This is a genomic window from Novosphingobium sp. PASSN1 (assembly GCF_002278815.1).
This window is the reverse complement of sequence record NZ_NKIS01000007.1, coordinates 51,679-72,923: the sequence shown is the minus strand read 5'-3', so window position 1 is coordinate 72,923 and position 21,245 is coordinate 51,679. Positions and strand designations below refer to the sequence as shown.

General features: G+C 59.6%; 17 protein-coding genes. 5 read left to right on the top strand and 12 right to left on the bottom strand.

The annotated features are described in order from the left end of the window. Positions 1-10 precede the first annotated feature (10 nt). Complete coding sequence (locus CFE35_RS12945) at positions 11-1,831, top strand: thiamine pyrophosphate-binding protein (RefSeq protein WP_292931031.1); 1,821 nt, start codon at positions 11-13, stop codon at positions 1,829-1,831. A gap of 53 nt (positions 1,832-1,884) precedes the next feature. After that, on the top strand, positions 1,885-4,221 hold the full coding sequence (locus tag CFE35_RS12940) for an arylsulfatase (protein WP_292931030.1): 2,337 nt from the start codon (positions 1,885-1,887) through the stop codon (positions 4,219-4,221). Positions 4,222-4,283: 62 nt separating this feature from the next. Here CFE35_RS12940 and CFE35_RS12935 read toward each other — a convergent pair whose 3' ends face one another. The 5 genes from CFE35_RS12935 to CFE35_RS12915 all read right to left on the bottom strand — a co-directional run bounded on the left by CFE35_RS12935 (position 4,284) and on the right by CFE35_RS12915 (position 11,677). Further along, on the bottom strand, positions 4,284-5,450 hold the full coding sequence (locus tag CFE35_RS12935) for an epoxide hydrolase family protein (RefSeq protein WP_292931029.1): 1,167 nt from the start codon (positions 5,448-5,450) through the stop codon (positions 4,284-4,286). Next, positions 5,450-6,262, bottom strand: a complete 813-nt coding sequence (locus tag CFE35_RS12930; protein ID WP_292931028.1) for a metal-dependent hydrolase — start codon at positions 6,260-6,262, stop codon at positions 5,450-5,452. The genes CFE35_RS12935 and CFE35_RS12930 overlap by 1 nt, the downstream gene beginning before the upstream one ends. A gap of 207 nt (positions 6,263-6,469) precedes the next feature. Further along, complete coding sequence (locus tag CFE35_RS12925; protein ID WP_292931027.1) at positions 6,470-9,019, bottom strand: TonB-dependent receptor; 2,550 nt, start codon at positions 9,017-9,019, stop codon at positions 6,470-6,472. Positions 9,020-9,301: 282 nt separating this feature from the next. Continuing rightward, the gene (locus CFE35_RS12920; protein WP_292931026.1) at positions 9,302-10,777 is read right to left on the bottom strand and encodes an aldehyde dehydrogenase family protein; all 1,476 of its coding nucleotides are present in this window, start codon (positions 10,775-10,777) and stop codon (positions 9,302-9,304) included. Positions 10,778-10,942: 165 nt separating this feature from the next. Further along, positions 10,943-11,677 (bottom strand): glucose 1-dehydrogenase, encoded by a 735-nt coding sequence (locus CFE35_RS12915; RefSeq protein WP_292931025.1) that lies wholly within the window; start codon positions 11,675-11,677, stop codon positions 10,943-10,945. 197 nt (positions 11,678-11,874) lie between these two features. Between CFE35_RS12915 and CFE35_RS12910 the strand changes: the two genes are divergently transcribed. The 3 genes from CFE35_RS12910 to CFE35_RS12900 all read left to right on the top strand — a co-directional run bounded on the left by CFE35_RS12910 (position 11,875) and on the right by CFE35_RS12900 (position 15,658). Further along, a complete protein-coding gene (locus CFE35_RS12910) occupies positions 11,875-13,446 on the top strand; it encodes a GMC family oxidoreductase N-terminal domain-containing protein (protein WP_292931024.1) in 1,572 nt (523 codons plus the stop codon). Positions 13,447-13,566: 120 nt separating this feature from the next. Continuing rightward, positions 13,567-14,493 (top strand): NAD(P)-dependent oxidoreductase, encoded by a 927-nt coding sequence (locus tag CFE35_RS12905; protein ID WP_292931023.1) that lies wholly within the window; start codon positions 13,567-13,569, stop codon positions 14,491-14,493. Between the two features lie 13 nt (positions 14,494-14,506). Next, positions 14,507-15,658: an alpha-hydroxy acid oxidase gene (locus CFE35_RS12900; RefSeq protein WP_292931022.1), complete on the top strand. Its 1,152-nt coding sequence runs from the start codon at positions 14,507-14,509 to the stop codon at positions 15,656-15,658. 13 nt (positions 15,659-15,671) lie between these two features. On the opposite strand, the gene CFE35_RS12895 is transcribed toward CFE35_RS12900, so the two are convergent. The 7 genes from CFE35_RS12895 to CFE35_RS12865 all read right to left on the bottom strand — a co-directional run bounded on the left by CFE35_RS12895 (position 15,672) and on the right by CFE35_RS12865 (position 21,204). Then, a complete protein-coding gene (locus tag CFE35_RS12895) occupies positions 15,672-16,640 on the bottom strand; it encodes an NADP-dependent oxidoreductase (protein WP_292931021.1) in 969 nt (322 codons plus the stop codon). Beyond that, entirely contained in the window at positions 16,637-17,413 is a 777-nt protein-coding gene (locus CFE35_RS12890; protein ID WP_292931020.1) for an SDR family oxidoreductase, read from the bottom strand. The genes CFE35_RS12895 and CFE35_RS12890 overlap by 4 nt, the downstream gene beginning before the upstream one ends. A gap of 7 nt (positions 17,414-17,420) precedes the next feature. Beyond that, on the bottom strand, positions 17,421-17,819 hold the full coding sequence (locus tag CFE35_RS12885; protein WP_292931019.1) for a carboxymuconolactone decarboxylase family protein: 399 nt from the start codon (positions 17,817-17,819) through the stop codon (positions 17,421-17,423). A 42-nt stretch (positions 17,820-17,861) separates the two neighbouring features. Beyond that, a complete protein-coding gene (locus tag CFE35_RS12880) occupies positions 17,862-19,088 on the bottom strand; it encodes a cytochrome P450 (protein WP_292931018.1) in 1,227 nt (408 codons plus the stop codon). 74 nt (positions 19,089-19,162) lie between these two features. Next, positions 19,163-19,366, bottom strand: coding sequence for a ferredoxin (locus CFE35_RS12875; protein ID WP_292931017.1), 204 nt, complete (start codon positions 19,364-19,366; stop codon positions 19,163-19,165). A gap of 42 nt (positions 19,367-19,408) precedes the next feature. Further along, on the bottom strand, positions 19,409-20,176 hold the full coding sequence (locus CFE35_RS12870; protein ID WP_292931016.1) for an SDR family NAD(P)-dependent oxidoreductase: 768 nt from the start codon (positions 20,174-20,176) through the stop codon (positions 19,409-19,411). A gap of 26 nt (positions 20,177-20,202) precedes the next feature. Then, complete coding sequence (locus CFE35_RS12865) at positions 20,203-21,204, bottom strand: amidohydrolase family protein (RefSeq protein ID WP_292931015.1); 1,002 nt, start codon at positions 21,202-21,204, stop codon at positions 20,203-20,205. Positions 21,205-21,245 lie beyond the last annotated feature (41 nt).

The following is a 21,245-nucleotide window of genomic DNA, read 5'->3' as shown; positions in this document are numbered from 1 at the left end:
TCCCCTGCCTTTGGCACTGAACCAGCGCCAAGCGTGCGGCTGGACAAGGTGCCGTCGCAAAAACCGTCGCGCGCTGTGCATCTGTAGTCTCCAGAGACGATGCCAGCTTGCCTTCGATGCATCGACAACAGCGATAAGCCGAAAAGCGGCTATGCGTAGAGGATGCGCCATGACGGCCAGCGATAACTCACAGACCGGCAAGACAATGGTGCCCGGGAGCGCTGAATTCGTTCGGTTTCTGGTCGAAACTGGGCAAAAACATGTTTTCGGCCTGCCTGGCAGCTCGATGGTCGCCCCCCTGCATCAACTGCAGAATACCGACATTCGCTTCGTGCCGGCGATCCATGAATCCGTCGCAGTGGCTGCGGCTGATGGCTATGCCCGCGTGGCCGGTTCGGCCACGACCTTGCTCTATATGCTTCCAGGTCTCGCAAACGGCCTTGCCAACCTCTACAATGCCTGGCGCGATGAAACACCTCTGACCGTAATCGCGTCGCAGCAGGCCTCCTACCACCGCAGTCTCGGCAGCACGATTGGTGAAGGCGATCTTGTTGCGATGACGAGGCCTTTCACCCGGCTCTCGCACGAAATCGCACCGGGCATGAGCTTGCGGTTCTGGTTGGAAAAGGCGCGTTCCGTGGCATCGGGCGCACTGCCGGGCCCGGTCTTCCTCTCGATCCCCGAGGACGTGCTGGAAGGGATGGTCGAGCAAACCTCCTTCCGGCAGTCCGCTGCGCCATCACCCGCCATCCCGAATGTCTCGGCTGTGGCAGAAGCCCTCGCTCTCGCTCAGCGTCCGCTTATTGTCGTCGGCGGCCAACTGAGGCGCTTTGGTGGTTCGCGGGCCATCGAGGATCTGGCGGCAGCGCAAGGCATCGCACTCGCCTATGAACCGGGCTTTGCCGACCGGCTTGGAGTTGCCCCGGGGCACCCGAATTGCTTTGGCAACATCCTGTTCGCACCAGCACTTGAAAGGACCGCCGATGTCGTCATCTTTCTGGGTGCCCGGTTCCTGCTTGAAGCGCATCCCAAGCCATCATGGTTCCCGCAAGCGCAATGGATCGCGCATATCAATGCCGATCCGCTGAAACTGGAGGAGACCAAGAAGGCTGATTGGGCAGCAGCAGCCGATCCTGGCGCATTCGCAGCGGCCCTTGCGGGAGCGGTTGGCGCAAACGGCGCATCGGCAGGGCTTGTCGACGCGCGGCGTTCATGGCTGAGTTCACTTCGCGAGGGGATGAGCTCGGCGGAAATGCCGCGCGGCCAATCAAGCTATCTGCGCGCGATCACCCCACTGCACGATGCGCTCGACCATGGCTGGCTGGTCGATGAATCGGTCATGGGCATTCCTGTCGTGCAAGGCGTACTGCGGGCAACCGACGGGCACCGCTACATGGGTACGACCGGTGCATCGCTTGGCTGGGGAACCGGCGCTGCGGCAGGTGTCGCACTGGCATCGGGCGAGCCAGCCACTTGCGTCATCGGGGATGGATCGCTGCGATTTGGTGCACTTGGGCTTTGGACGCTGCGCAACGAGAACCTGCCGGTGACCCTCATCGTCCTCGACAATGGCGGCTACGGGTCCACGCGTTACTTTGAGCGGCAGTACATCCAGCGACTGGGCCCCGCTGCCGTGCCGCAAGGCCCCGGATACCTCGGCAGCGATTTTCGCGAAAGCGGTTCCAGCGTCGAGGGCATCATCGCGGGCTTTGGCATTCCTGTGGCTGTCGTCGAACAGGACGATGACCCGCGCCGCGCGATCGAACACGCTTGGAGCCAAGCTCACGCCGGGCCCAATGCGGTCGTCATTCGCATGGATTTTGGCGATTGACAGACTTTCCCTTTCACCTTGATCAATCACAGAGCACTTCAATGGCCAAATGCATGTCTTCCCGAACATCCCGCTGGCTGCTTATGCTTACGGGAGCCTGCGTCGCCACTCTTGCCCACGCCCAGACCGCCGAACAACGCCTGAACCTTCCGATTGGTCAGCCCGCATTCGCCGGAACGATTGCGCCGGATGTTGCCAGCTCGCGGCCCGACTGGCCGGCCCAGATCCGGGCTCCGCAAGACGCCCCAAACGTGCTCGTCATTCTGACTGACGATGTCGGTTTCGGAGCAACCAGCACCTTCGGAGGGCCAGTACCGACTCCGAACTTCGACAACCTCGCGGCCAAGGGCTTGCGGTACAACCAGTTCCAGACGACCGGCGTTTGCTCGCCAACCCGTGCTGCTCTGCTGACCGGCCGCAACCATCACGAGGTCGGGATGGGCCTGATGGCCGACCTTCCGAGCGGTTATCCGGGCTACAACACGCAGATTCCTCCCAGCGCCGCCACGCTGGCGCGGGTCTTGACGCTCAACGGCTACAACAGTGCCATGTTCGGCAAGCATCATAACGTGCCCAACTGGGAGGCCTCTGCTGCCGGGCCATTCGACCACTGGCCAACAGGTCTTGGCTTTGAATACTTCTATGGCTTTATCGGCGGTGACACCGATCAGTACAGCCCTCGCCTTGTGCGCAACACGACCATGCTGGATGGGAAGGAGGCAACAGACGGCAAGCTGCTGGATACCATGCTGGTCGATGACGCCATCGGCTGGCTGCACAATCAGAACGCCGCCGATCCGGACAAGCCGTTTTTCATCTACCTGGCGCCCGGGTCCGCCCATGCACCCCATCAGGCACCAGCCGACTGGATCGCACGCTTTGCGGGAAAATTCGATCAGGGTTGGGATAAGCTGCGCGAAGAAACCTATGCCCGGCAGCGGCGCCTGGGCATCATTCCGCCCAATGGCAAACTCACGCCGCGGCCTGCCGAGCTCCGGGCCTGGAGTACGCTCTCCCAGCCGGAGCGCCGGGCCTTCTCCCGCATGATGGAAGTCTATGCGGGCATGCTTGCCTATGAGGACGCGCAGATTGGGCGGTTGCTGGATGAAATCCACCGCATGGGACTGTCAGACAACACCCTGATCCTGTTCGTGTGTGGCGACAATGGTGCCAGTGCGGAAGCCGGCCCCGAAGGGACGCTCGACGAGATCGGACACATCGCCAACGGCGTTCATGCGACGACCGAGTGGCTGAATGCAAACATTGGCGAAATGGGCGGACCAAAGACCTACCAGAACTATCCGGTCGAGTGGGCCTGGGCAATGGACACGCCTTTCCAGTGGACCAAGCAGATCGCATCGCATTTGGGAGGCACCCGCAACGGATTTATCGCCTCCTGGCCAAAACGGATCAGCCACAAGGGCGCGCTTCGGACCCAATTTGCGCATGTGATCGACATCATGCCAACGGTCCTGGATGCAGCAGGTATTCCGCAGCCCAAGACCGTAAACGGCGCCGAACAAATGCCCGTAGAGGGGATCAGCCTTTTGCCCAGTCTCGCGGCAGACACGCATATCCAGCGGACCCAGTATTTCGAACTTGCGGGCAGCCGCGCTATCTACAGCAATGGCTGGATGGCCAGTACTCGGCCGATCCGGATGCCTTGGGAAGATAAGCCAACACACCCCGATGCTGGGTATGTGTGGGAACTGTATGACCTGGAAAAGGACTACAGCCAGTCTACCAATCTGGCCGCTCGCATGCCGGGCAAGCTGGCTGAGATGCAAGACCTCTTCGACAGGGAGGCAAAGCGCAACAACGTTTATCCGATCGATGACAGGTTTGCATTCCTGCGCGGCATTGACTCAATGAAGGCTCACCCTCCTCGTCGGAGCAGCTTTTCCTATTGGGGGAGCGACGTGTCCGTCATGCCTGGAATGGCTCCTGGATTGGCAGGGCGATCCTTCAGGATCGACGTGAATCTGAACCTCGACCGGAACGACGCCAACGGTGTTTTGGTGGCCTCTGGCAGTTGGTTTGGCGGCTGGTCATTCTTTCTGAACGATGGCGTTCCGACGGTCGTTCAGTCCGTTTCCACCAATCCAGCTGACATTTTTCGGGTTGCCGCTTCCGGTCCGCTTGCGGTTGGGCGCCACAAGGTAACGTTCGACTTCAGTTCTGATCGCGGCTTTCGTGCGGGAGGCGTTATGCGCATCTCCGTCGATGGGGAATCAGCAGCGGAGGGGCCCATTGCTAGAACCATTGCCCGCACTGCGGGTCTGGTCGAAACTTTCGATGTCGGGCGCGACACGGGCGTTCCGGTAACCGAATACAAACCTGCAACCATGCAACCCGATGCGATCGAGCGGGTAGACGTCACCTTACGGTAGGGCGGGCCGGCACGCGTCGTTGCCAACCCGACTTTCGGCGCGGCGGCAGCGCGAACTAAGCTTCAGCGATAGGGCCTAAAGAACTGCGTGACTTCGCTGACGAACAGCTCTGGGACTTCCTGAGCAGGGAAATGCCCGCCCTTGTCGTGAACACGATAGTGCGCAACGTCGTAGGCCCGCTCCAGGTAACTTTTCGGAGGAGCTTCGGACAGATCGGCCGGAAAGAACATGAAACCAGCCGGAACACCGGCCTTGGCGCCTTGGGGCAGTACAGCCTGCCGCAGGAAAGCATACGGCCACATCGGCGCAGCGCATCCGTTCAGCCAGTAGATCATGACGTTCGCGATCAAGTCGTCCATATCGAACGGCGGATCCGCTTCCGTCCCTGGGCATGTCCAGCCCTGAAACTTCTCCGTGATCCAGGCCGCCAGCCCCAGCGGGGAATCGGTCTGTGCGAAAGCGAGCGATTGAGGCTTCGCTGCCTGGATCGCCTGATAGGCACTTTCCGGACCAGGCACACCCAGCTTGCTCAGCCAGGAGAGCTCCTCTTCGGTCGGGGGCGTGCCGCCACCGGCCGGGTCGATGAAGCCGCCGGTTGTTGTCAGCATGACGGCGCGAAGAACACCGGTATGTTGGAAAGCGAGCGAGGCAACGACCAAACTGCCCCAATCGGAACCGACTGCGACATAGCGATCAAACCCGAATTCGCGGGCCATCAGGTGATCCCACACGGGGGCGAAGTCTTGCACCGGCGTCGGCGCGGGCGGCGGAGGTGAAAAACCGAAACCGGGCATGGCGGGAACAACGATCGTGAAAGCATCCTCCACCTTGCCGCCGAAGCGCTCCGGGTGGGCCAATCGCTCTATTACCTGATCGAACTCGACGAATGAGCTGGGCCAGCCGTTCGCGAGGAGAAGCGGCAACGGATTGGGCCCCGAACCCGGCTCTATCAGGACATGGATAAGGCGGCCGTCGACATTGACCATGCGCTGGGCAAAGCGGTTGAACCGCACTTCCTGCGCGCGCCAATCAAAGCAATCGCGCCAATAGGTCAGCAGCCGGTTAGCGAACGCAACCGTTATGCCGTCCTTCCATCCCCCGCCGGTTTCATGTGCCGGCAAGCGCGTGTTGGCCAAACGCCGCTGCAGGTCTTCGAGAACCGCATCCGGAACGTCGATGGCGAATGCGGTGCCGACCGAAGGCGCATGCTGCTCGACGGTTCCTGACATCAGGCCAGCGAGGCCTCAATGCTGGCCATGTACCGCCGATAGGCCTTCGGTTCCGGCGCCTTTGCTGGGTCATGGAACGGCGAAAGGGCCTTCAGAATTCGCGGCAAGGCAAGCTTCATCACCTTGCGCATGACACGCTTGCCGCGCAGCTTCATCTCCTTGATTTCTGACGGTGTCTTCCCTGCCGAATCCACTTCGAACAAGTGATCGCGTACCATGCGCGAGAACCCGCCGAGATGGCGGAGCTGGTAGAAGAATGCGTAGACCCGCAGGAAATAGCCGCCGCGGAAGGCCTTGAACGCATCGTGGCAAACGGCGCGATGCTCGTATTCTTCCATCAAGTGCCATTTCCAGAGACGCACGACTTCCGAATCGGCTCCCGCAAGGAGCTCTTCGATCTCATCGAGCCAGACAAGCGCCATCGGTGGGCCCAAAGTTTCAAACCCCTCGCAATAGGCTAGCAGAAACTTGAAGGACTTCGTTTCGTAGAGGCGCGCAAACTCCTTCTCGAAATGCTCTTCGAACGCCTTCACGTTATACCCGCTACGGGGCAGAATTTCATTGAAAGCACCATGCAACGAATAATGGTTCGCTTCCTGGCGGATGAACATACGGATGTCGGCCTTGAGCTTCGCCGTGTTGGGATCGTTCGCATCGAGCCGCGATGCGGCCTGCGCCATCACCCGGTTGAGAAACCGCTCAAGATAGGGGATCCAAAGTGACGAGGCATTCATCTGCTGGGCAAATTCACCCTCGGTTGCCCAACGGGCGGGGGTGTTGGAGAAGTCGAACGTGGGTCGACGCACACGCATGAAGAACGCTCCTTAGCAAGGCGGGGCCGAAAAACTGAACACCGTTATACCCGCAGGTAGCGTGCGCGGCTCCGTCTAAAAGGACTATGAACCGCCGCTCCGGCATGCCCTTTGTACCTAGTGAAAGTGCCGTGGAAGCCAAAGCTTCCACGGCACTTGTCCATCAGATGGGTCCCCCGGCTTCAAGGCACCCAGTCCCGATCAGGGTTAGAACCGAATGGTCCAATCAACGCCATAGGTCGCAGGATCGCTGTAGTTTGCCCAGGTATAACCCACGCCGTTGTTCGAGAGGCTGATCATAGAGATCTTGAACCGCTCGTTGAGTACGTTCTTGCCCCAGAACGTAACGGACGAATTCCACTTCGGGATATCCAAGGTGAGCGAGGCACCAAGTACGCCATAAGGGTCCTGGCGGGTTTCAGCGAGCGGCGTTGCAGGGCCAGAAGCCGTGGCATAGCTGTCATTTTCGAACAGGTTTGCCGAGCTGCGGTGCGACCAGTTCACCTGAGCATGCGCCTTGCCGAACGGAACGTCGACATCATAGCCAGCGTAGAGGTTGTAGGTCCACTTGGCGAGCCCCTGGAACTGCAGGTTGGAAAGGTCCTGCACGACTGGCCCCGTCGGGAAGACCAAGGTTGTCGCGTAGTTCTTGTACCGACCGTCGATGTACGCGAGATTCCCGCCCAGCTCGAGCCCGGTGACCGGTGCAACCTTCAGCTCTCCTTCGACACCGTCGATCTGCGCCGTGGCCGCGTTGCGGGTTGCGGTAAGAATCAGGTTTGGACCGGCAGCGAAAGAAACCGCTCGTTGAATGTTCTTATAATTTGTGTGGTAATACGTAAGGTTGAACAGGACCTTCCGATCAAGAAAGCGAGATTTGACGCCCGCCTCATAGTCATATGTCGTTTCGGGAGCATACGACTGGATCGGCGCGCCTGCACCAGTAAACACGTTCAAGCCGCCCGACTTGAAACCCTTGCTCGTCTTGGCGTAGATCAACACGTCAGGCACGATAGTATAGTCGAGGCCAGCTGTATAGTTCCACGATCCAAAACTCGCACTCGCTGTGCCAAAGCACTGGGCAATCGGAGTGGCCGATGTCGTCGGGGCCGGCCCGATGCAACTGGTCGTGAAACCATTGGCGGCCTGCGGCTTCTGAATACCCGACGAACGGACGTTCACGTCTTCCTTGGTATAGCGCACACCGCCGGTAAACTTCAGATTGTCCACAATCTCATAGGTAGCCTGCGCGAAACCGGCGTAGCTCTTGGTGTGCGAAGAGTTGACCTGGGTCGAACCGTTCGTGATCCCCAAGCCCGACTGGCCGAGGAACAGCGGGAAAGCGCCGTCCTGGCTAGAGTCTTCGCGGTTGTCGGCCGATTTGCGGTCCATGAAGAACACACCGGCAGCATAGTTCAGACGATCGCCCCACTTGCCGACAAGCTGCACTTCTTCAGTCCACTGCGAGCTATAGCCATTCTGGTTCGTATAGATCGGGATCCAGGGGCCGCCGCCCACGTTGAAGAAACGGTCACTCGACCCGAAGTCATAACCGGTAATCGACTTGATGGTCGCGTCACCCAACTCGTAAGCGAGGGTCAAAGCTCCGTTCGCCGCCCGGGTTTTTGCCGGAGTGCGGTACTTCGAATTCAGCGACATCGCCTGACTGCGCGGAGCGTCGCGCTGCGCTGCAACTGCCGCATAAACTTGCGGCAACGCAGCGCCTGCAGCCTGACCGGCTGCCGCAGCCGCACCGAACTGCTGCGGCGTCAATTTGCAGGTCGGAAGCGTGAAGTCAGGTCCAGCCGCTCCGAGGCATCCAGGAACGCCGGCGCCAAAGAAGATCACAGGTGCCAACGACTGCGCAGAAAGGCCATTGATGCCGAGGGCAGCCATGACATTCATCGTCGCAGCGTTCACGCCAGGCTGAATGTAGGTCGTTCGCGTATCGAAGTCCGACGCGCGGTACTCGCCATAGCTTCCTTCGAGCATTGCGGAGAAGCGATCATTCGGTTTCCAGGACAGAGCCCCGCGGACATTCCACTTCTTCTGATTGTCGGCTTCACGCTTCACCGTAGGATCATAGGAATAACCCCCGTGATCGTCGACACTGCCCAGAACACGAACTGCGACCGTATCTCCGAGAGGGATATTGATCACACCCTCAACAAAGCGGCGATCGTAGTTGCCGAGACCGGCAGTCAGCGACGCTTCATACTTGTCGGTCGGCTTTTTTGTCACGAACTTGACAACGCCAGCAGTCACGTTGCGGCCATAGAGTGTGCCTTGTGCGCCCTTCAGCACTTCGACCCGCTCGAGATCGTGAAGGTTCAGAACGCTGCCGGAGATCTGGGCCGAGCTAAGGAAAAGGTCATTGAGGTAGACACCGACTGACGACGTATCGTTCGCGGCAGTGCCGGTCTGCGTCTGCCCCCGCAAATCGATGGTCAGACCGGCAGGAGAGGTCACGTTAGACGCAATGCGGAGGCTTGAGGCCTCCTTCGTCAAGTCGGTTGCGCTTTGAACAACATTGTAGCGCAGCGCATCGGTCGACAACGTCGTGATCGAGACGGGAACCCTTTGCGAGGATTCGCTTGAGCGGCGCGCAGTAACAACGATGTCGGCGATGCCTGCATCATTCTGCGCCTTATCCTGCTCGGCGGCTGACTGCTGAGCCTGCGCCCACGACTGCGCCGGGAAGGCCACCAGCGCGGTCGCCGCCAGAAGTGCGCCCTTGGCTACATGCTTGAAAATCATAGTCTCCCTCCTCATTTTTTGGCGTTCTCATGCAATCCAAAAATTCGAACATGCGCACGCGAGCACAGACCCGAGGCGCAATGCGGATATGAAGTTTGATGCATATCAGCGCTCGCAGGTGCGCGGCGCTGTGACCTTCTCCCACTTCAATGCGCCAGCGTTTAAGGCTGATCCGCTCTTTCAGTTTGCCCGAAGTGCCACGTGTCGGCATGGGCATCCTCGTCCGAACGGGGTATGAGCACGATTTTATATAGCGCCGCTAAACAAACCCAGTTGGAGCCTTCACGCGCCTTTGAACAGGATCGTTTTGACCTGGGTAAATTCGTTGAGGCCCTCGATCCCGTATTCTCGCCCGATCCCCGAGCGTTTGTATCCACCGTAGGGGTGATAGGGCGAGAAAACCCCGGGCCCGCCATTGAGCAGGACATTCCCGGTGCGCATGGCAAGCGCCATCTCATGCGCCCGGCCGATGTCAGTTGAGAATATGCCGCCTGACAAACCGTAGTCGCTGTCGTTGGCAATCTTGATCGCCTCTTCATCGGTGTCATATCCGATCACCACACCGATCGGACCAAAAATCTCTTCCTGCGCTATACGCGAGCTGTTCTGGACATCATCGAACAACGTCGGCTCGAAGAAGAAACCGCGCCCAAGCCCTGCAGGCCGCTGCCCACCGGCCACCAGCCGACCACCCTGCTCGAGCCCCAGGGTCACGTACGCTTCGGATCTTTGACGGGCCTGCGCATTGATCAGTGGTCCGACTGCCGTTGCCGGATCGCTTGGATCGCCGATGCTGACGTGACCAAGCATCGCGGCCACTTTCTCGACGTAAGCCTTGCGGACCGAATTGTGGACGATGTGACGGGTGTGGAGCCCGCAGCCCTGACCGCATTGGAAGATGAACCCGTACAGGCCCGCCATTGCTGCCGCGTCGAGGTCTGCATCGGGGCGGACAATCATCGCCGATTTGCCGCCCAGTTCCAGCAAGACACGCTTCAGCTGGGGGGCCGCCTGTTGCATGATGATGCTGCCGACTTTGTCCGATCCCGTAAAGGAGATCAGATCGACGCGGCGGTCCGTCGTCAGGGCCTCACCCACTGCGACGTCGCCGGTCACGATGTTCAGTACGCCCGCGGGAATACCGGCCTGCTCGGCAAACTCGCCGAGCATGAGCGCTTCGATCGGTGTGAACGGAGAGGGCTTGAGGACTACAGTGCAGCCCACCGCCATAGCCGGAATGATCTTCGCGACATTCAGCATGAGGGGTGCGTTGTAGGCGGTTATCGCAACGACCACCCCAGCCGGTTCACGCACCATGTTCCCGACGGCCAGATTGATCCGGCCGTCATGGGACGGAACAGATTCGATAGGCAGCGGCGTAATCGCCGGTCGATTGGCAAGATCGAGATACCCACGTCCGAGATAGAGCGCAGTGCCATATCCGAAGTATTCGCAGCCTTGCCGAGTGGCCCCGCTTTCCGCGATCATCAACTGAATAACATCTTCGCGCCGTGCCTCGATGGCGTCGAGGAAAGCAGAAAGGATGGCGTTCCGTTCGCTCTGCTTCATTTTCGGCCACGGGCCCAGATCAAAAGCTTCGCGCGCGGCGCCAACAGCGGCGGCTGCGTGGTCCAGCCCCGACACCGCTGCCTCGCAGATGACTTCTTCGGTGGCCGGATTGATGACAGGCGCCGTCTCCGAGACCTCGACCCACTCGCCGCGTATATAAACCGAGCGTGGATGTGAGAGCGTGAACATAACTGTCTCCTCAGGTGCCAGAAACGGGCCAAACGGCATCGCCTGTGGTGCTCTACCGTGCTCGGCTGCTGAGGTATCGTCCGAACGGATGATCGACTGCTGGTTGCGCGGTCGCACTAATCGCCGGTGCTCAAGCGAAGGACTACTCGAGCGCCGTATCCAGCGTTAGCCCGCCACAAGCCCGCCATCGACCAGGTATGTTGCGCCGGTCACGAACGCAGCTTCATCTGATGCGAGGAACAGGACGACACTTGCAACATCCGAGACGCTTCCAAAGCGTCGGAGCGGCACGCCGCTGATGAGCCCATCGCGCTGATCGACTGGAAGTGTTTCGATTATCGGGGTGGCAATTGGCCCGGGTGCTACGGCATTCACCCGGATATTGTCCCCCGCATACTCCAGCGCTGCCATTGCGGTGATCTGCGCCACTGCAGCTTTTGAGGGCGTATAGGCCCCCGTGCACGGCACGGCCTTGAACGACGCGCTCGACGCCATGTTGATGACGGCTCCTCCACCCGAATCCATCAAGATGGGCAATGCGAACTTTAAGCCGATAAACACGCCTCGCAGATTGACTGCGATGACGTCGTCCCAGTCTGTGATCGACGTTTCATGCAAACGCGGCCCACCGCGACCGATCCCTGCATTGTTGACCAGGATATCCAGCCCGCCCCATTCCGCACGGCAGAAGGCGGTCATGGCAGCGACGGCATCGGGATCGCGCACGTCGCAAGCGTGCGGGAGAATCTGCCCCTGCCCTAGAGCCGCTGTTTCATCCTGACCTTTGATGTCAGCGGCGATTACCCTGGCGCCTTCTGCGGCAAAGCGCAGACAGATCGCACGACCAATACCGGATCCGGCCCCGGTCACCAATGCCCGTTTGCCCTCCAGTCTGCCCATCGCTTCTCTCCGTTACGGGCACGTTCGACCGCAATGACCTGGGTCAAATGCTCTGTGTCGCCCGCCCTGCTCCCTCACGCCTTCATGCCGGATACGGAACCGCTCGCCGACGTCCAAACGGAGGACCCGTGCGGCTGCTGCGCCATGGTAGCCAATGCAGGTGGCGCTTGGTGCGCAGCCTCAGGGACGAGAGAGCCATGGATTATCTGATTGCCGGGGCGGGCAGCGCCGGAGCCGTGCTGGCCGCCAGACTGTCAGAAGATCGGCGCAACCGCGTAACTCTGGTAGAGGCCGGTGGCAGGGATCGCAGCCCGCTGGTGGCAATGCCGGCGGGATGTTTCAAACTGATGGGAAACCCGGCAGCTGACTGGAACTACCTCACCGAAGCGGATCCGTCGATCGGCAATCGGCAGGTAATCTGGTCGGGTGGCAAAATGCTTGGCGGCTCGAGTTCGATCAACGGCTTGGTCTACATTCGCGGGCAGCGGCAAGACTATCGGCGCTGGGTCGAGGCGGGTGCCACCGGCTGGGACTGGGACGACTTGTTGCCCTATTTCAAGCGCTCGGAATGTTTTACCGGAGCACCGTCACAGGCCCACGGCATGCATGGGCCGATGAAGGTCGGTCCGGCCAACGCTCGCCATAGCCTCGCCGACGCCATGATCGAAACTTGCGTAAGACTGGGCTACCCTCATTTAATCGACTATTGTGATGGTGATCAGTTCGGGGTTTACGAAAACTATACCACGGCAGGGGGCGGAACCCGCCAAAGCACATCGCGTACGTTTCTCCGCGAGGCAAAGAACCGCAGCAACTTGCGCGTCGTTACCAAGGCCATGGTCGACAAGGTGCTGGTCAAGGACAACAAGGCAATAGGTCTGGCGATCGAGCAGCATGGGCAGCGCAAGACGCTTTATGCTGATGAAGTGATCATCAGCGCCGGCACAATCGGCTCCCCCGCGATCCTCTTGCGGTCGGGTCTTGGGCCTGCCCTGCATCTGCGCGACCTCGGCATCGACGTGATCGCCGATCTGCCCGTAGGGCTCAATCTGCAGGAGCATTCCGGTTATACCGCGTCGAAGCTGGTCAACATTCCAACCTACAACAGTCCGTTCGGGCCGTTGGTGATCGGCCGAGCCCTGCTGCAGTGGATCTTCACGCGCAGTGGCCCCCTGTCATCGGCGGCGGTTCAGGTCATGGGGATGATCAAGTCTTCCCCGGATGAAGTCGAACCGGATGTGGGTCTGAACTTCCTGCCGCTCGCGATGGATTTTTCCCTGGGCAAGCCGGAAATGCATCACGCGCCGGGCATTACCGTTGGTGCGACTTGCGTCCGCCCGGAGAGTCGCGGCGAGATCCGGCTGCGCAGTCGCGATCCGGCAGTGCCACCGGTGATCGATCATCGCCTGCTTGGTTCCGAGGATGATCTTGCGAGGCTGATCGCTGCCGGAAAGTTTCTCGAAAAGCTGTTCGCCACCGATCCTCTTGCGCGCCACATCATCGGCAACAACTTTCCTGCCAAGACGCCGCGCAACGACGCCGAATGGGAAGAGACAGTACGCATGTTGACCAGCCATGGCTATCACCCGGTAGGAACCTGTCGGATGGGCGGCAGCGACGCCGTGCTGGATCCGCAACTGCGCGTGCGCGGCGTTGAGCGGCTTCGCGTGATCGACGCATCAGTCATGCCTCGGCTGATTTCCGGCAACACCAACGCGGCAACGATCGCCATCGCGGAGAAGGGTGCCGATCTGATCAAGGCTGCTTGAAGCTATACCTCTCCCCCGAATGGACGATGCAGCGAACCGGCGGGTCATCCTTAGACTAAGGCCTGTCCGCGAGGCGCATGTCAAATTGCCAGCGGTTCCACACAGGAAGGATTATCCAGAATGCTGACCGGAAAGCGCATCCTGATCACCGGGGCAACCGGATTGATTGCCCGCCCCATCGCGCTCAAGCTCGCTGCGCACAACGAAGTGTGGGGGCTGTCGCTGTTCAATGAGGCGGAGCAACCGGTCCGCGCCGAACTCGAAGCTGCGGGCGTCCGTTGCATACCCTGGAATATGGCCACCGATCCCTTTCCGCAGGATGTGCCGGCGGACATCACCCACGTCCTGCACACGGCGATGCTGCGCGAGACGGAAAGTTATGATGCCGCGATGGACGTCAACGGCATTGCCTGTGCCCGTTTGATGGAGAGGTTCCGCAAAGCGGAGGCCTTTTTCTTCATCTCCTCGACGGCCATCTACAAGCACCTCGAACCCGATCACCATCACAAGGAATCCGATCCTCTGGGAGGCGGACTGATTTTCATTCCGGCCTACCAGGTCAGCAAGATCGCCGCTGAAGCCGTCGTGCGCTCTCTTGCCGCGCTATATGACCTTCCGACTGTGATTATTCGCCCCGGCATCTGCTACGGACCAGGGAGTTGGGGCGGTGTGCCCATCCTGTTCCTGAAGAAGATGCTGGCCGGCGAACCGATCGAATTGCCGCCCGAAGGCAACACTTTCTGCATGCCCATCCACGTTGACGATATTGCGCGGTTTGCCGAAGGGCTGTTTCAGTCTGCCTCCGTGCCGGCAAACATTGTCAATATTGCCGGTGACGATGCTGTCAGCGATGTAGAATACATCGAATACATTTCCCAGGTTTCCGGCGTTCCTGTCAGCTATCTGCGCGGCGAATATTACCGCGACAACTATCTGACCGACAACAGCAAGCGTGAAGCCCTTGTCGGCAAGTGCCAGATCCACTGGCGCGAGGGCATTGCCGACACGATTGCAAGCCATTTCCCTGACATGGCACTCAACCGATAAGAGGCGATACCGAATGGGCGGGCTCGATCAGATCTACAACATCGAGGATCTGGCCCGCCTGGCCCGCCGCAGAATCCCGCGCGGGCTGTTCGAATTCATCGATCGGGGCGCTGAGGACGAAGTCACCACGCGCGCAAATGAAGCCTGCCTGAAGGACACCTTTCTACGTCAGCGCGTCGGCATCGACGTGTCGACCCGCGATCTGTCCGTCAGCCTTTTCGGGGTGCGGCAGAACATACCGATCGGGGTGGGTGTCACAGGGCTCGTCGGGATGCTGGCCTACCGCGGCGAGTTCCAGATTGCCCAAGCAGCCGCAGCGGCTGGCGTGCCGTATACTCTGGGCAATGCGAATTTCGCCTCGCTCGCCGAGGTCAAGGCCATATGCGGTGATCTGCTCTGGCGGCAGCTCTATCCTTTGCAGCAGCCGATCATGGATCATCAGATACGCATCGCCAAAGAGGCAGGCGTCCGGGTTTTGGTCATTACCATGGATTCCGCGATGACCGGCAACCGCGAGTACATGTATCGCAACGGCTTCGCCCCGCGCATGATGAACGCGGAGACGTGGCGCCAGATGCTGCTCTCGCCGCGCTGGCTGGCAGGAACTGTGCTGCGTTACAAACTCAATGGCGGCCTGCCCGAAATCGCAGATCTGCCTGAAGGCCAACGCGCATTCTTCGGCAAGAAGGCAAGTTTTGCATCGGCGCCAGTGGCAACATTCTCCTGGGAAAGTCTGCGGGAGGTCCGGCGGACCTGGCAAGACATCCTTGTTGTCAAGGGTATCTCGACGGCCGAGGATGCCCGCACTGCCGCTGACCTGGGCGTCGATGGCATTATCGTCTCCAACCATGGCGGACGCAGTCTCGATGGGTGCATTCCATCTTTTGCAGCCCTGCCCCAGATTGTGGATGCCGTGGCGCCAAAAGTGACGGTGATGGTGGACGGAGGCTTCAAACGAGGTGCCGATGTCCTGAAAGCCATTGCCGCTGGCGCATCATGTGTTTGGGTTGGTCGTGCCACAACATATGGCCTGGCCGCTGCGGGGCAAGCCGGTGTAGCACGGGCGCTGAGCATGCTCGAAAGCGAATTCAGCCGAACCATGGCGCTGATGGGATGCACAAAGGTCGATCAGCTGAATCGCGATATGCTTCAGCTACCGAGATAGCGCGAGTAGCCTGCTAAACTCGGGCCTGAGGTGTACCGACCTCAATGACCAGCTTTCCGTGTGTGTGCCCGGCCTTGCTGGCGAGTATGGCTGCCGTGCACCCATCAAGACCGCAGGTCTGAGCAATCTGGGGACGTAGCTCACCGCTTTCCATTGCCACAGCAAGCTGGCGCATAGTGGCGCCATCGGGTGCGGCCCCCACCAGCATGCTGCGTACATCCGTGCGTTTGACATCGGCGACGGTATCCCAGGGCGGCACGATCGTCGCGAGGGCCCCACCCTCGCGTAGTGCTTTCCAAGAGCGGTTCCTTGTCTCGCCCCCGACCGCGTCGAGCACGAGGTCGAATGGGCCGAAGCGCACAAAGTCATCCTTGTTGTAGTCGACCACAGCGTCGGCCCCGCAACCGAGCGCAAGACGTCCGCCTGCCGCCGAACACACTGCCGTGACCCGCGCGCCAGCGCGCTTCGCCAGCTGAATCGCGAGGTGGCCAACCCCTCCCGCACCGCCGAGGATCAGAACGTCCTGACCGGCCTTGAGCGCTCCGAAAGCAAACAGGCTGTTCCACGCGGTAATTGCCGATAAGGGCACAGCAGCTGCTTGCTGAAACGAGACTGCATTAGGAATTCGTGCCATTTTGCCTTCGGCAACAGCGACATATTCAGCAAAACCGCCATTCCGCATGAGGTCGAGCATGCCGAACACAGGATCGCCAATGGCAAAAGAAGTGCAATCGGGCCCGAGCGCTTCCACCACTCCGGCGATTTCCCAACCCAGCGTAACAGGCAACTGATGGGGCAAGAAGTCCCTCAGAAAGCCCTCAGCCAGCTTCCAGTCCATCTGGTTTATCCCGGCACAAACAACCCGCACGAGAAGGTCGTCACTGCGCAAGACAGGGCGCTCCGCATCGGCCAAGCCCATCATAGGTGGTTGGCCATACGCGTTGAGCTGGAAAGCTTTCATCGTCGTTTCCCGTCGCTTCATATAGCGCTCGGTCGAAGCGTGGCTTCCGCGCCGCCATCACAAAAAATCGTCTGGCCCACGACAGAGCGGTTCGCGGTACTGGCCAACCAACACGCAAGCTCCGCAATGGCTTCGGGCCTGGCGACCTCAGGTGTTCGTGTCGGGGTCATTCGCATCAAGAAATCACGGCCTTGTTGATCTTCCAGCAAGCCTGCGATCATCGGTGTAGCCGTCGCGCCAGGTGCAATAGCATTGAGCAGTACCCCTGCCCCCGCCCAATCGGGTTTAACCGCCTCGCGCTTGACCCATAGCGACAGCGCTTTCTTCGAGGTGAAGTAGGCTAGGTCGGCTTGCCCCTTCACAGCTTCGGCCGCTTCGTCTTCCTGCCCTGCCAGGGCAGCTTCGATGGCTGCGTTGCCCCACAGCGGGGTGTGAAGCAACGCATTCGACGAAATCACCACGGCTCTTCCCTGCGGCCCGGCGAGCAGCGATGGCAGCAGCATTTCGGCGAGGCGCGTGGCACCAAAGAAGTTCACTTTCATGATCGTGCTGGCGTCGCCCGCCGCAAGCCCTGCGCAAGCCACCAGCGCGCCAAGCGGACGACCATCGAGCCGCGCCAGAATGTTAGTCACGGCGGCCTCTCGCTGGGCGTCCTGAGACAGGTCGGCATCAACGTCCGCATCCCGGATGTCGACGCCAATCACCGACCAGCCATGTCGAGCGGCGACATTGGCTGTTGCCCGGCCAATGCCGGAGCCGGAACCAGTCACGACCATAGTGGGCATTGCAGTCATTCCCGGCTCACTTGATCAAACCACGTTCGCGAAACACTTCTTCGATCGCGGTTGCGCCTTGGCTGGCAGCCGGATAGCCGGCATAGACAAGTGCCTGATAGATCAGTTCTTCGATTTCGGTTTGGGTCAGGCCATTCTCGAGCGCAATATTGACGTGGTACTTGGTCTCGCGCGCAAAGCCGAGCGTGAAGAGAATGCCAAGCGTGAAGAGCGAGCGAGAGCGCCGGTCAAGACCTGGCCGTCCCCATGCCTCGGCAAATGCATTGCGTGCGCCGATATCGACCAGATCTGCCGCGAACCCGCCCGCCTCATATTTGGCTCTGGCACCGTCGGCAAACTGCTGCCCCATCATCTCGCCCATGAGCGCGAAACCGAGGTTGCGACGACCTTCGATCGTATCGGTCATTATTCATTCTCCTGCTGCGATATACGAATGGGTAGGAAAGCTTCATTCAATTTGAAGCCTCAACGAACTCAATGAGATAGTCGACCCCACGTGGTGGTGGGGCACATGATCAGGCGACAGGCGATAGTTTGGTATCCGCTTGTGCCACTCTTCCAGGGTGATACGGATTTCCCGTCGTGCGAGATGGGAACCAAGGCAGGTATGAATGCCATTGCCGAACGTTGTATGATTGTTCTGATTCCGCCCCAGAAGGACCTTGGCTCCATCCGGGATGAGGCTTGGATCACGATTGGCACCGATGCGGTTGATGACCACCCTGTCACCCTTGCGCACCGGACAGCCCAAGAAATCCTCGTCACCGGTCACAATCCGGTTGCTGTTGGCGACGGGATAGAGGCGGAGCAATTCCTCGACTGCTGATGGGATCAGGTCCGGATCATCCACGATTGCTTGGCGATCATCGGGGTGGCGGGCGAGGTGCTCGAACATATATCCGAGCGCGCCGCCGGTGGTCTCGACACCAGCATTGACCAGCAATACCGCGATACGAAACAGTTCCTCATCATCCAGCAGACGCCCGAACGCCGGGCGCAGCATCAAGCGGGCGAACACGTCATCATGGTCGTGTTCCCGGTGATCCTTCACCAACTCCAGTACAGCCTTGATGACTTGCTCAGTGCTGGACCGTCGGACAGAACGTGAGGGATCTTCGCTTGCGGTCGTGAAGGTTGCCCTGATCAGGGCGTCGGTCAAACCTTCGCGTTTGTCGTCCGGCACGCCCATCAGGCCTAGAAAGAAGCCGGAGGGAACGGGCCGGGCGAATGCCTCCATGAAATCGAACTCTGTTGCACTGGCAAGGCGCTCGATCTGGGCGACGCAGAGCTCGCGGAAGACATGCTCAAAGGCCGTGACCGCCTTGGGTGTAAACAAGGGAGCAAGCGCCATCCGGTATTGATGATGCTCCGGTGGATCGACCATTTCCGGAATCATCGGGGGCATCAGGTGCTCTTCGCGCAAGAACACTTCGACGGCGTTGTTGGAAAAAAGGTCAGGACGCTTGTTCGTCTCGGCGATCAAACTGTAGTCTGAGAACACCCAGAAACCGCGGGCAGCCTTGCTGTAGAAGAATGGCGCTAGCTCACGCGCCGCGTCGAATGCGCCGTATACGTTCTCACGGAATGCGCGACCATCCTCGATGTCGAAGTCAATCACCGGGCAGCCGACAGAGCGCGCGCGTTCTTCCATCGAATGCTCAGCCAGATCGACCATATCTACCCACTTTGTTGCTCCAGACCCTGCGAACATTCAGCGCACAACCGGCGACCGAGCGTGCGTTCGGACCCTCAGAGGTCGTTGATCGAGATTGCTCGGACCGGGCAACTCAAGACGGCAAATTCGATCAGCTCCCGCAGCTGTGCGCCCGCATCGATCACGTGCGGCAGCCCATCGTCGTCCTGCTCGAAAACCCCCGGCGCATTCGCCACGCAGTTGCCAGAGCCAATGCACGTCGCATGGTCGATCGAGATTGCGAGATGGGGCGAAGACATGGTCAAAAGCTCCAGATTCCGAAGGGAAAGCCCATCCTGCGTTCAAAGAACCGCATGCCCGCCATCTATCAGCAAGTCCGTTCCCGTGACCCAATCCGCTTCATCGGTCGCGAGAAACAAAGCGTAAGCGGCAATATCGGCAGGCTGGCCCACGCGCCCAAGCACGAGAAACTCACCGACCGACTCTCGGTACTCGTCGGTTTCAAGCAGGAACGCTGTTTGCGCCGTCGCCACCGGCCCCGGCGAGACGCTGTTCACTCGGATCTGATGCTTGCCGCCTTCGAGCGCGAGCTGTTTGGTCATGGCCACGACGCCGGCCTTTGCTGCCATGTGAGCCACATTGCCCACTGCAGGGGTTGCGCGATGCGCAGCGAGTGATCCGACGTTGATGATCGAGCCGCGCCCTCGGCGCTTCAGGGCAGGCCAGACGGCGAGACACATATAGAAAGCGAGATCCAGCTCATACTTGATCGTGAAGTCCCACATGTCGGTGGTCTCCATGCCGTCCATGAACTCGAACTTGCACATTGCCGCGTTGTTGAAGAGCACGTCGAGGCCGCCGCCCACTTGCTCCGCCGCAGCCACGAGCCGGCGACACGCCTCCATCGAGGCCAGATCCTCGCCAGGCACGACATCAATTCGCCCGCCACTGGCGCGTACTGAAGCTGCCGTAGCCTCAGCCCCCGCATCGTTGACATCGCAGCCAATCACATGCGCGCCTTGTGCAGCAAACATGTGCGCCGCACGTTGGCCGATGCCACTGGCGATACCAGTGATGAGACAAACTTTTCCTGCCAACCTGTTCGACATCAATTCAATTCCCATGCAATCCAAATCTAGGTTGTAGCTAAATTAAATAACTTCTCGGCGTTCTTGAAGGATATATTCTCTTTCTGTGATTCTGTTAACCCAAGGCTCTCTAAATGAACGAATTCATCTGACCAATTCCAGCCAGAATAATTTGATCCGATCACAATGTTATCAGATCCCCAACTATCTACTAAGAATTTTCGCGCCTTATCGTCGTGAACCAGGATATCGAACCAGAAATTCCTTCGATACTCGTAGGGTGACTGGCGGCATCTCACCCCTGGATTCTTCATCTGCCAAGCGCCATGAATTCGTCCGATCTGATACGGCGTGAAACCGCCGCCGTGTGTGACGTAAACCCGCAAATTGGGAAAGTCGTCGAACACGCCCCCAAGGACCATGGTCGCAAAGGCATCGGTTTCTTGCGAAGTATAACCGGTTACCCACGAAAGATGATACTTCTCGGCCGCGCCAGCGGCCATTGGCTTGGGATATGGGTGAATGAATATCGCGAGATTCAAATCCGCAAGCGCATCGTAGAAGGGCCACATTCGTGGGTCATCAAGGCCGTATACAGCCGCATCTGTGCCGATATTCACACCGCGCCCACCCATGGCAGCGCAACGCTTAAGCTCTGCGATCGACTCCCCAATATCCTGTAGCGGCACGGACGGACACCAGAAGAACCGGTCCGGATGCGCCGAACAGAACCGTGCCATGCAATCGTTCTGAAGCCGGTGAAATCGAACGGCAACGTCAGTCGGTGCCCAGTAGAGATACAGCAACGGCGATCCGGTGATCCCGAGCATGTCGATACCAATCTCGTCGAGTTTATCGCGAAACCAGTCGGGGTCATTCATCTTGTACATCGTATCGCGCGGATCTTCATTGCGCGGCACTTCGGCAACGTAAGGCCCAACCTTGAACTTCCAGAGTCCATCATCGAGCAGGTACTCAGGGCCAAATTCACCCGCTTTGCCAAATGTCTCGGTGAAGACGATGTGACCATGCATGTCGATCTTACGCATTCTCGCCCCCGCCGTCTGGCTCAAGCCTCTCGCCAACTGTG

What these genes read in the sequence shown, in the direction of transcription:
- CFE35_RS12930 (WP_292931028.1), bottom strand. Translation starts at nt 6,262, where the DNA reads ATGCGTGTGCGTCGACCCACGTTCGACTTCTCCAACACCCCCGCCCGT.
- CFE35_RS12870 (WP_292931016.1), bottom strand. Translation starts at nt 20,176, where the DNA reads ATGTCGAACAGGTTGGCAGGAAAAGTTTGTCTCATCACTGGTATCGCC.
- CFE35_RS12875 (WP_292931017.1), bottom strand. Translation starts at nt 19,366, where the DNA reads ATGTCTTCGCCCCATCTCGCAATCTCGATCGACCATGCGACGTGCATT.
- CFE35_RS12925 (WP_292931027.1), bottom strand. Translation starts at nt 9,019, where the DNA reads ATGATTTTCAAGCATGTAGCCAAGGGCGCACTTCTGGCGGCGACCGCG.
- CFE35_RS12890 (WP_292931020.1), bottom strand. Translation starts at nt 17,413, where the DNA reads ATGACTGCAATGCCCACTATGGTCGTGACTGGTTCCGGCTCCGGCATT.
- CFE35_RS12880 (WP_292931018.1), bottom strand. Translation starts at nt 19,088, where the DNA reads ATGGTCGATCTGGCTGAGCATTCGATGGAAGAACGCGCGCGCTCTGTC.
- CFE35_RS12885 (WP_292931019.1), bottom strand. Translation starts at nt 17,819, where the DNA reads ATGACCGATACGATCGAAGGTCGTCGCAACCTCGGTTTCGCGCTCATG.
- CFE35_RS12905 (WP_292931023.1), top strand. Translation starts at nt 13,567, where the DNA reads ATGCTGACCGGAAAGCGCATCCTGATCACCGGGGCAACCGGATTGATT.
- CFE35_RS12935 (WP_292931029.1), bottom strand. Translation starts at nt 5,450, where the DNA reads ATGTCAGGAACCGTCGAGCAGCATGCGCCTTCGGTCGGCACCGCATTC.
- CFE35_RS12900 (WP_292931022.1), top strand. Translation starts at nt 14,507, where the DNA reads ATGGGCGGGCTCGATCAGATCTACAACATCGAGGATCTGGCCCGCCTG.
- CFE35_RS12915 (WP_292931025.1), bottom strand. Translation starts at nt 11,677, where the DNA reads ATGGGCAGACTGGAGGGCAAACGGGCATTGGTGACCGGGGCCGGATCC.
- CFE35_RS12920 (WP_292931026.1), bottom strand. Translation starts at nt 10,777, where the DNA reads ATGTTCACGCTCTCACATCCACGCTCGGTTTATATACGCGGCGAGTGG.
- CFE35_RS12910 (WP_292931024.1), top strand. Translation starts at nt 11,875, where the DNA reads ATGGATTATCTGATTGCCGGGGCGGGCAGCGCCGGAGCCGTGCTGGCC.
- CFE35_RS12895 (WP_292931021.1), bottom strand. Translation starts at nt 16,640, where the DNA reads ATGAAGCGACGGGAAACGACGATGAAAGCTTTCCAGCTCAACGCGTAT.
- CFE35_RS12940 (WP_292931030.1), top strand. Translation starts at nt 1,885, where the DNA reads ATGTCTTCCCGAACATCCCGCTGGCTGCTTATGCTTACGGGAGCCTGC.
- CFE35_RS12865 (WP_292931015.1), bottom strand. Translation starts at nt 21,204, where the DNA reads ATGCGTAAGATCGACATGCATGGTCACATCGTCTTCACCGAGACATTT.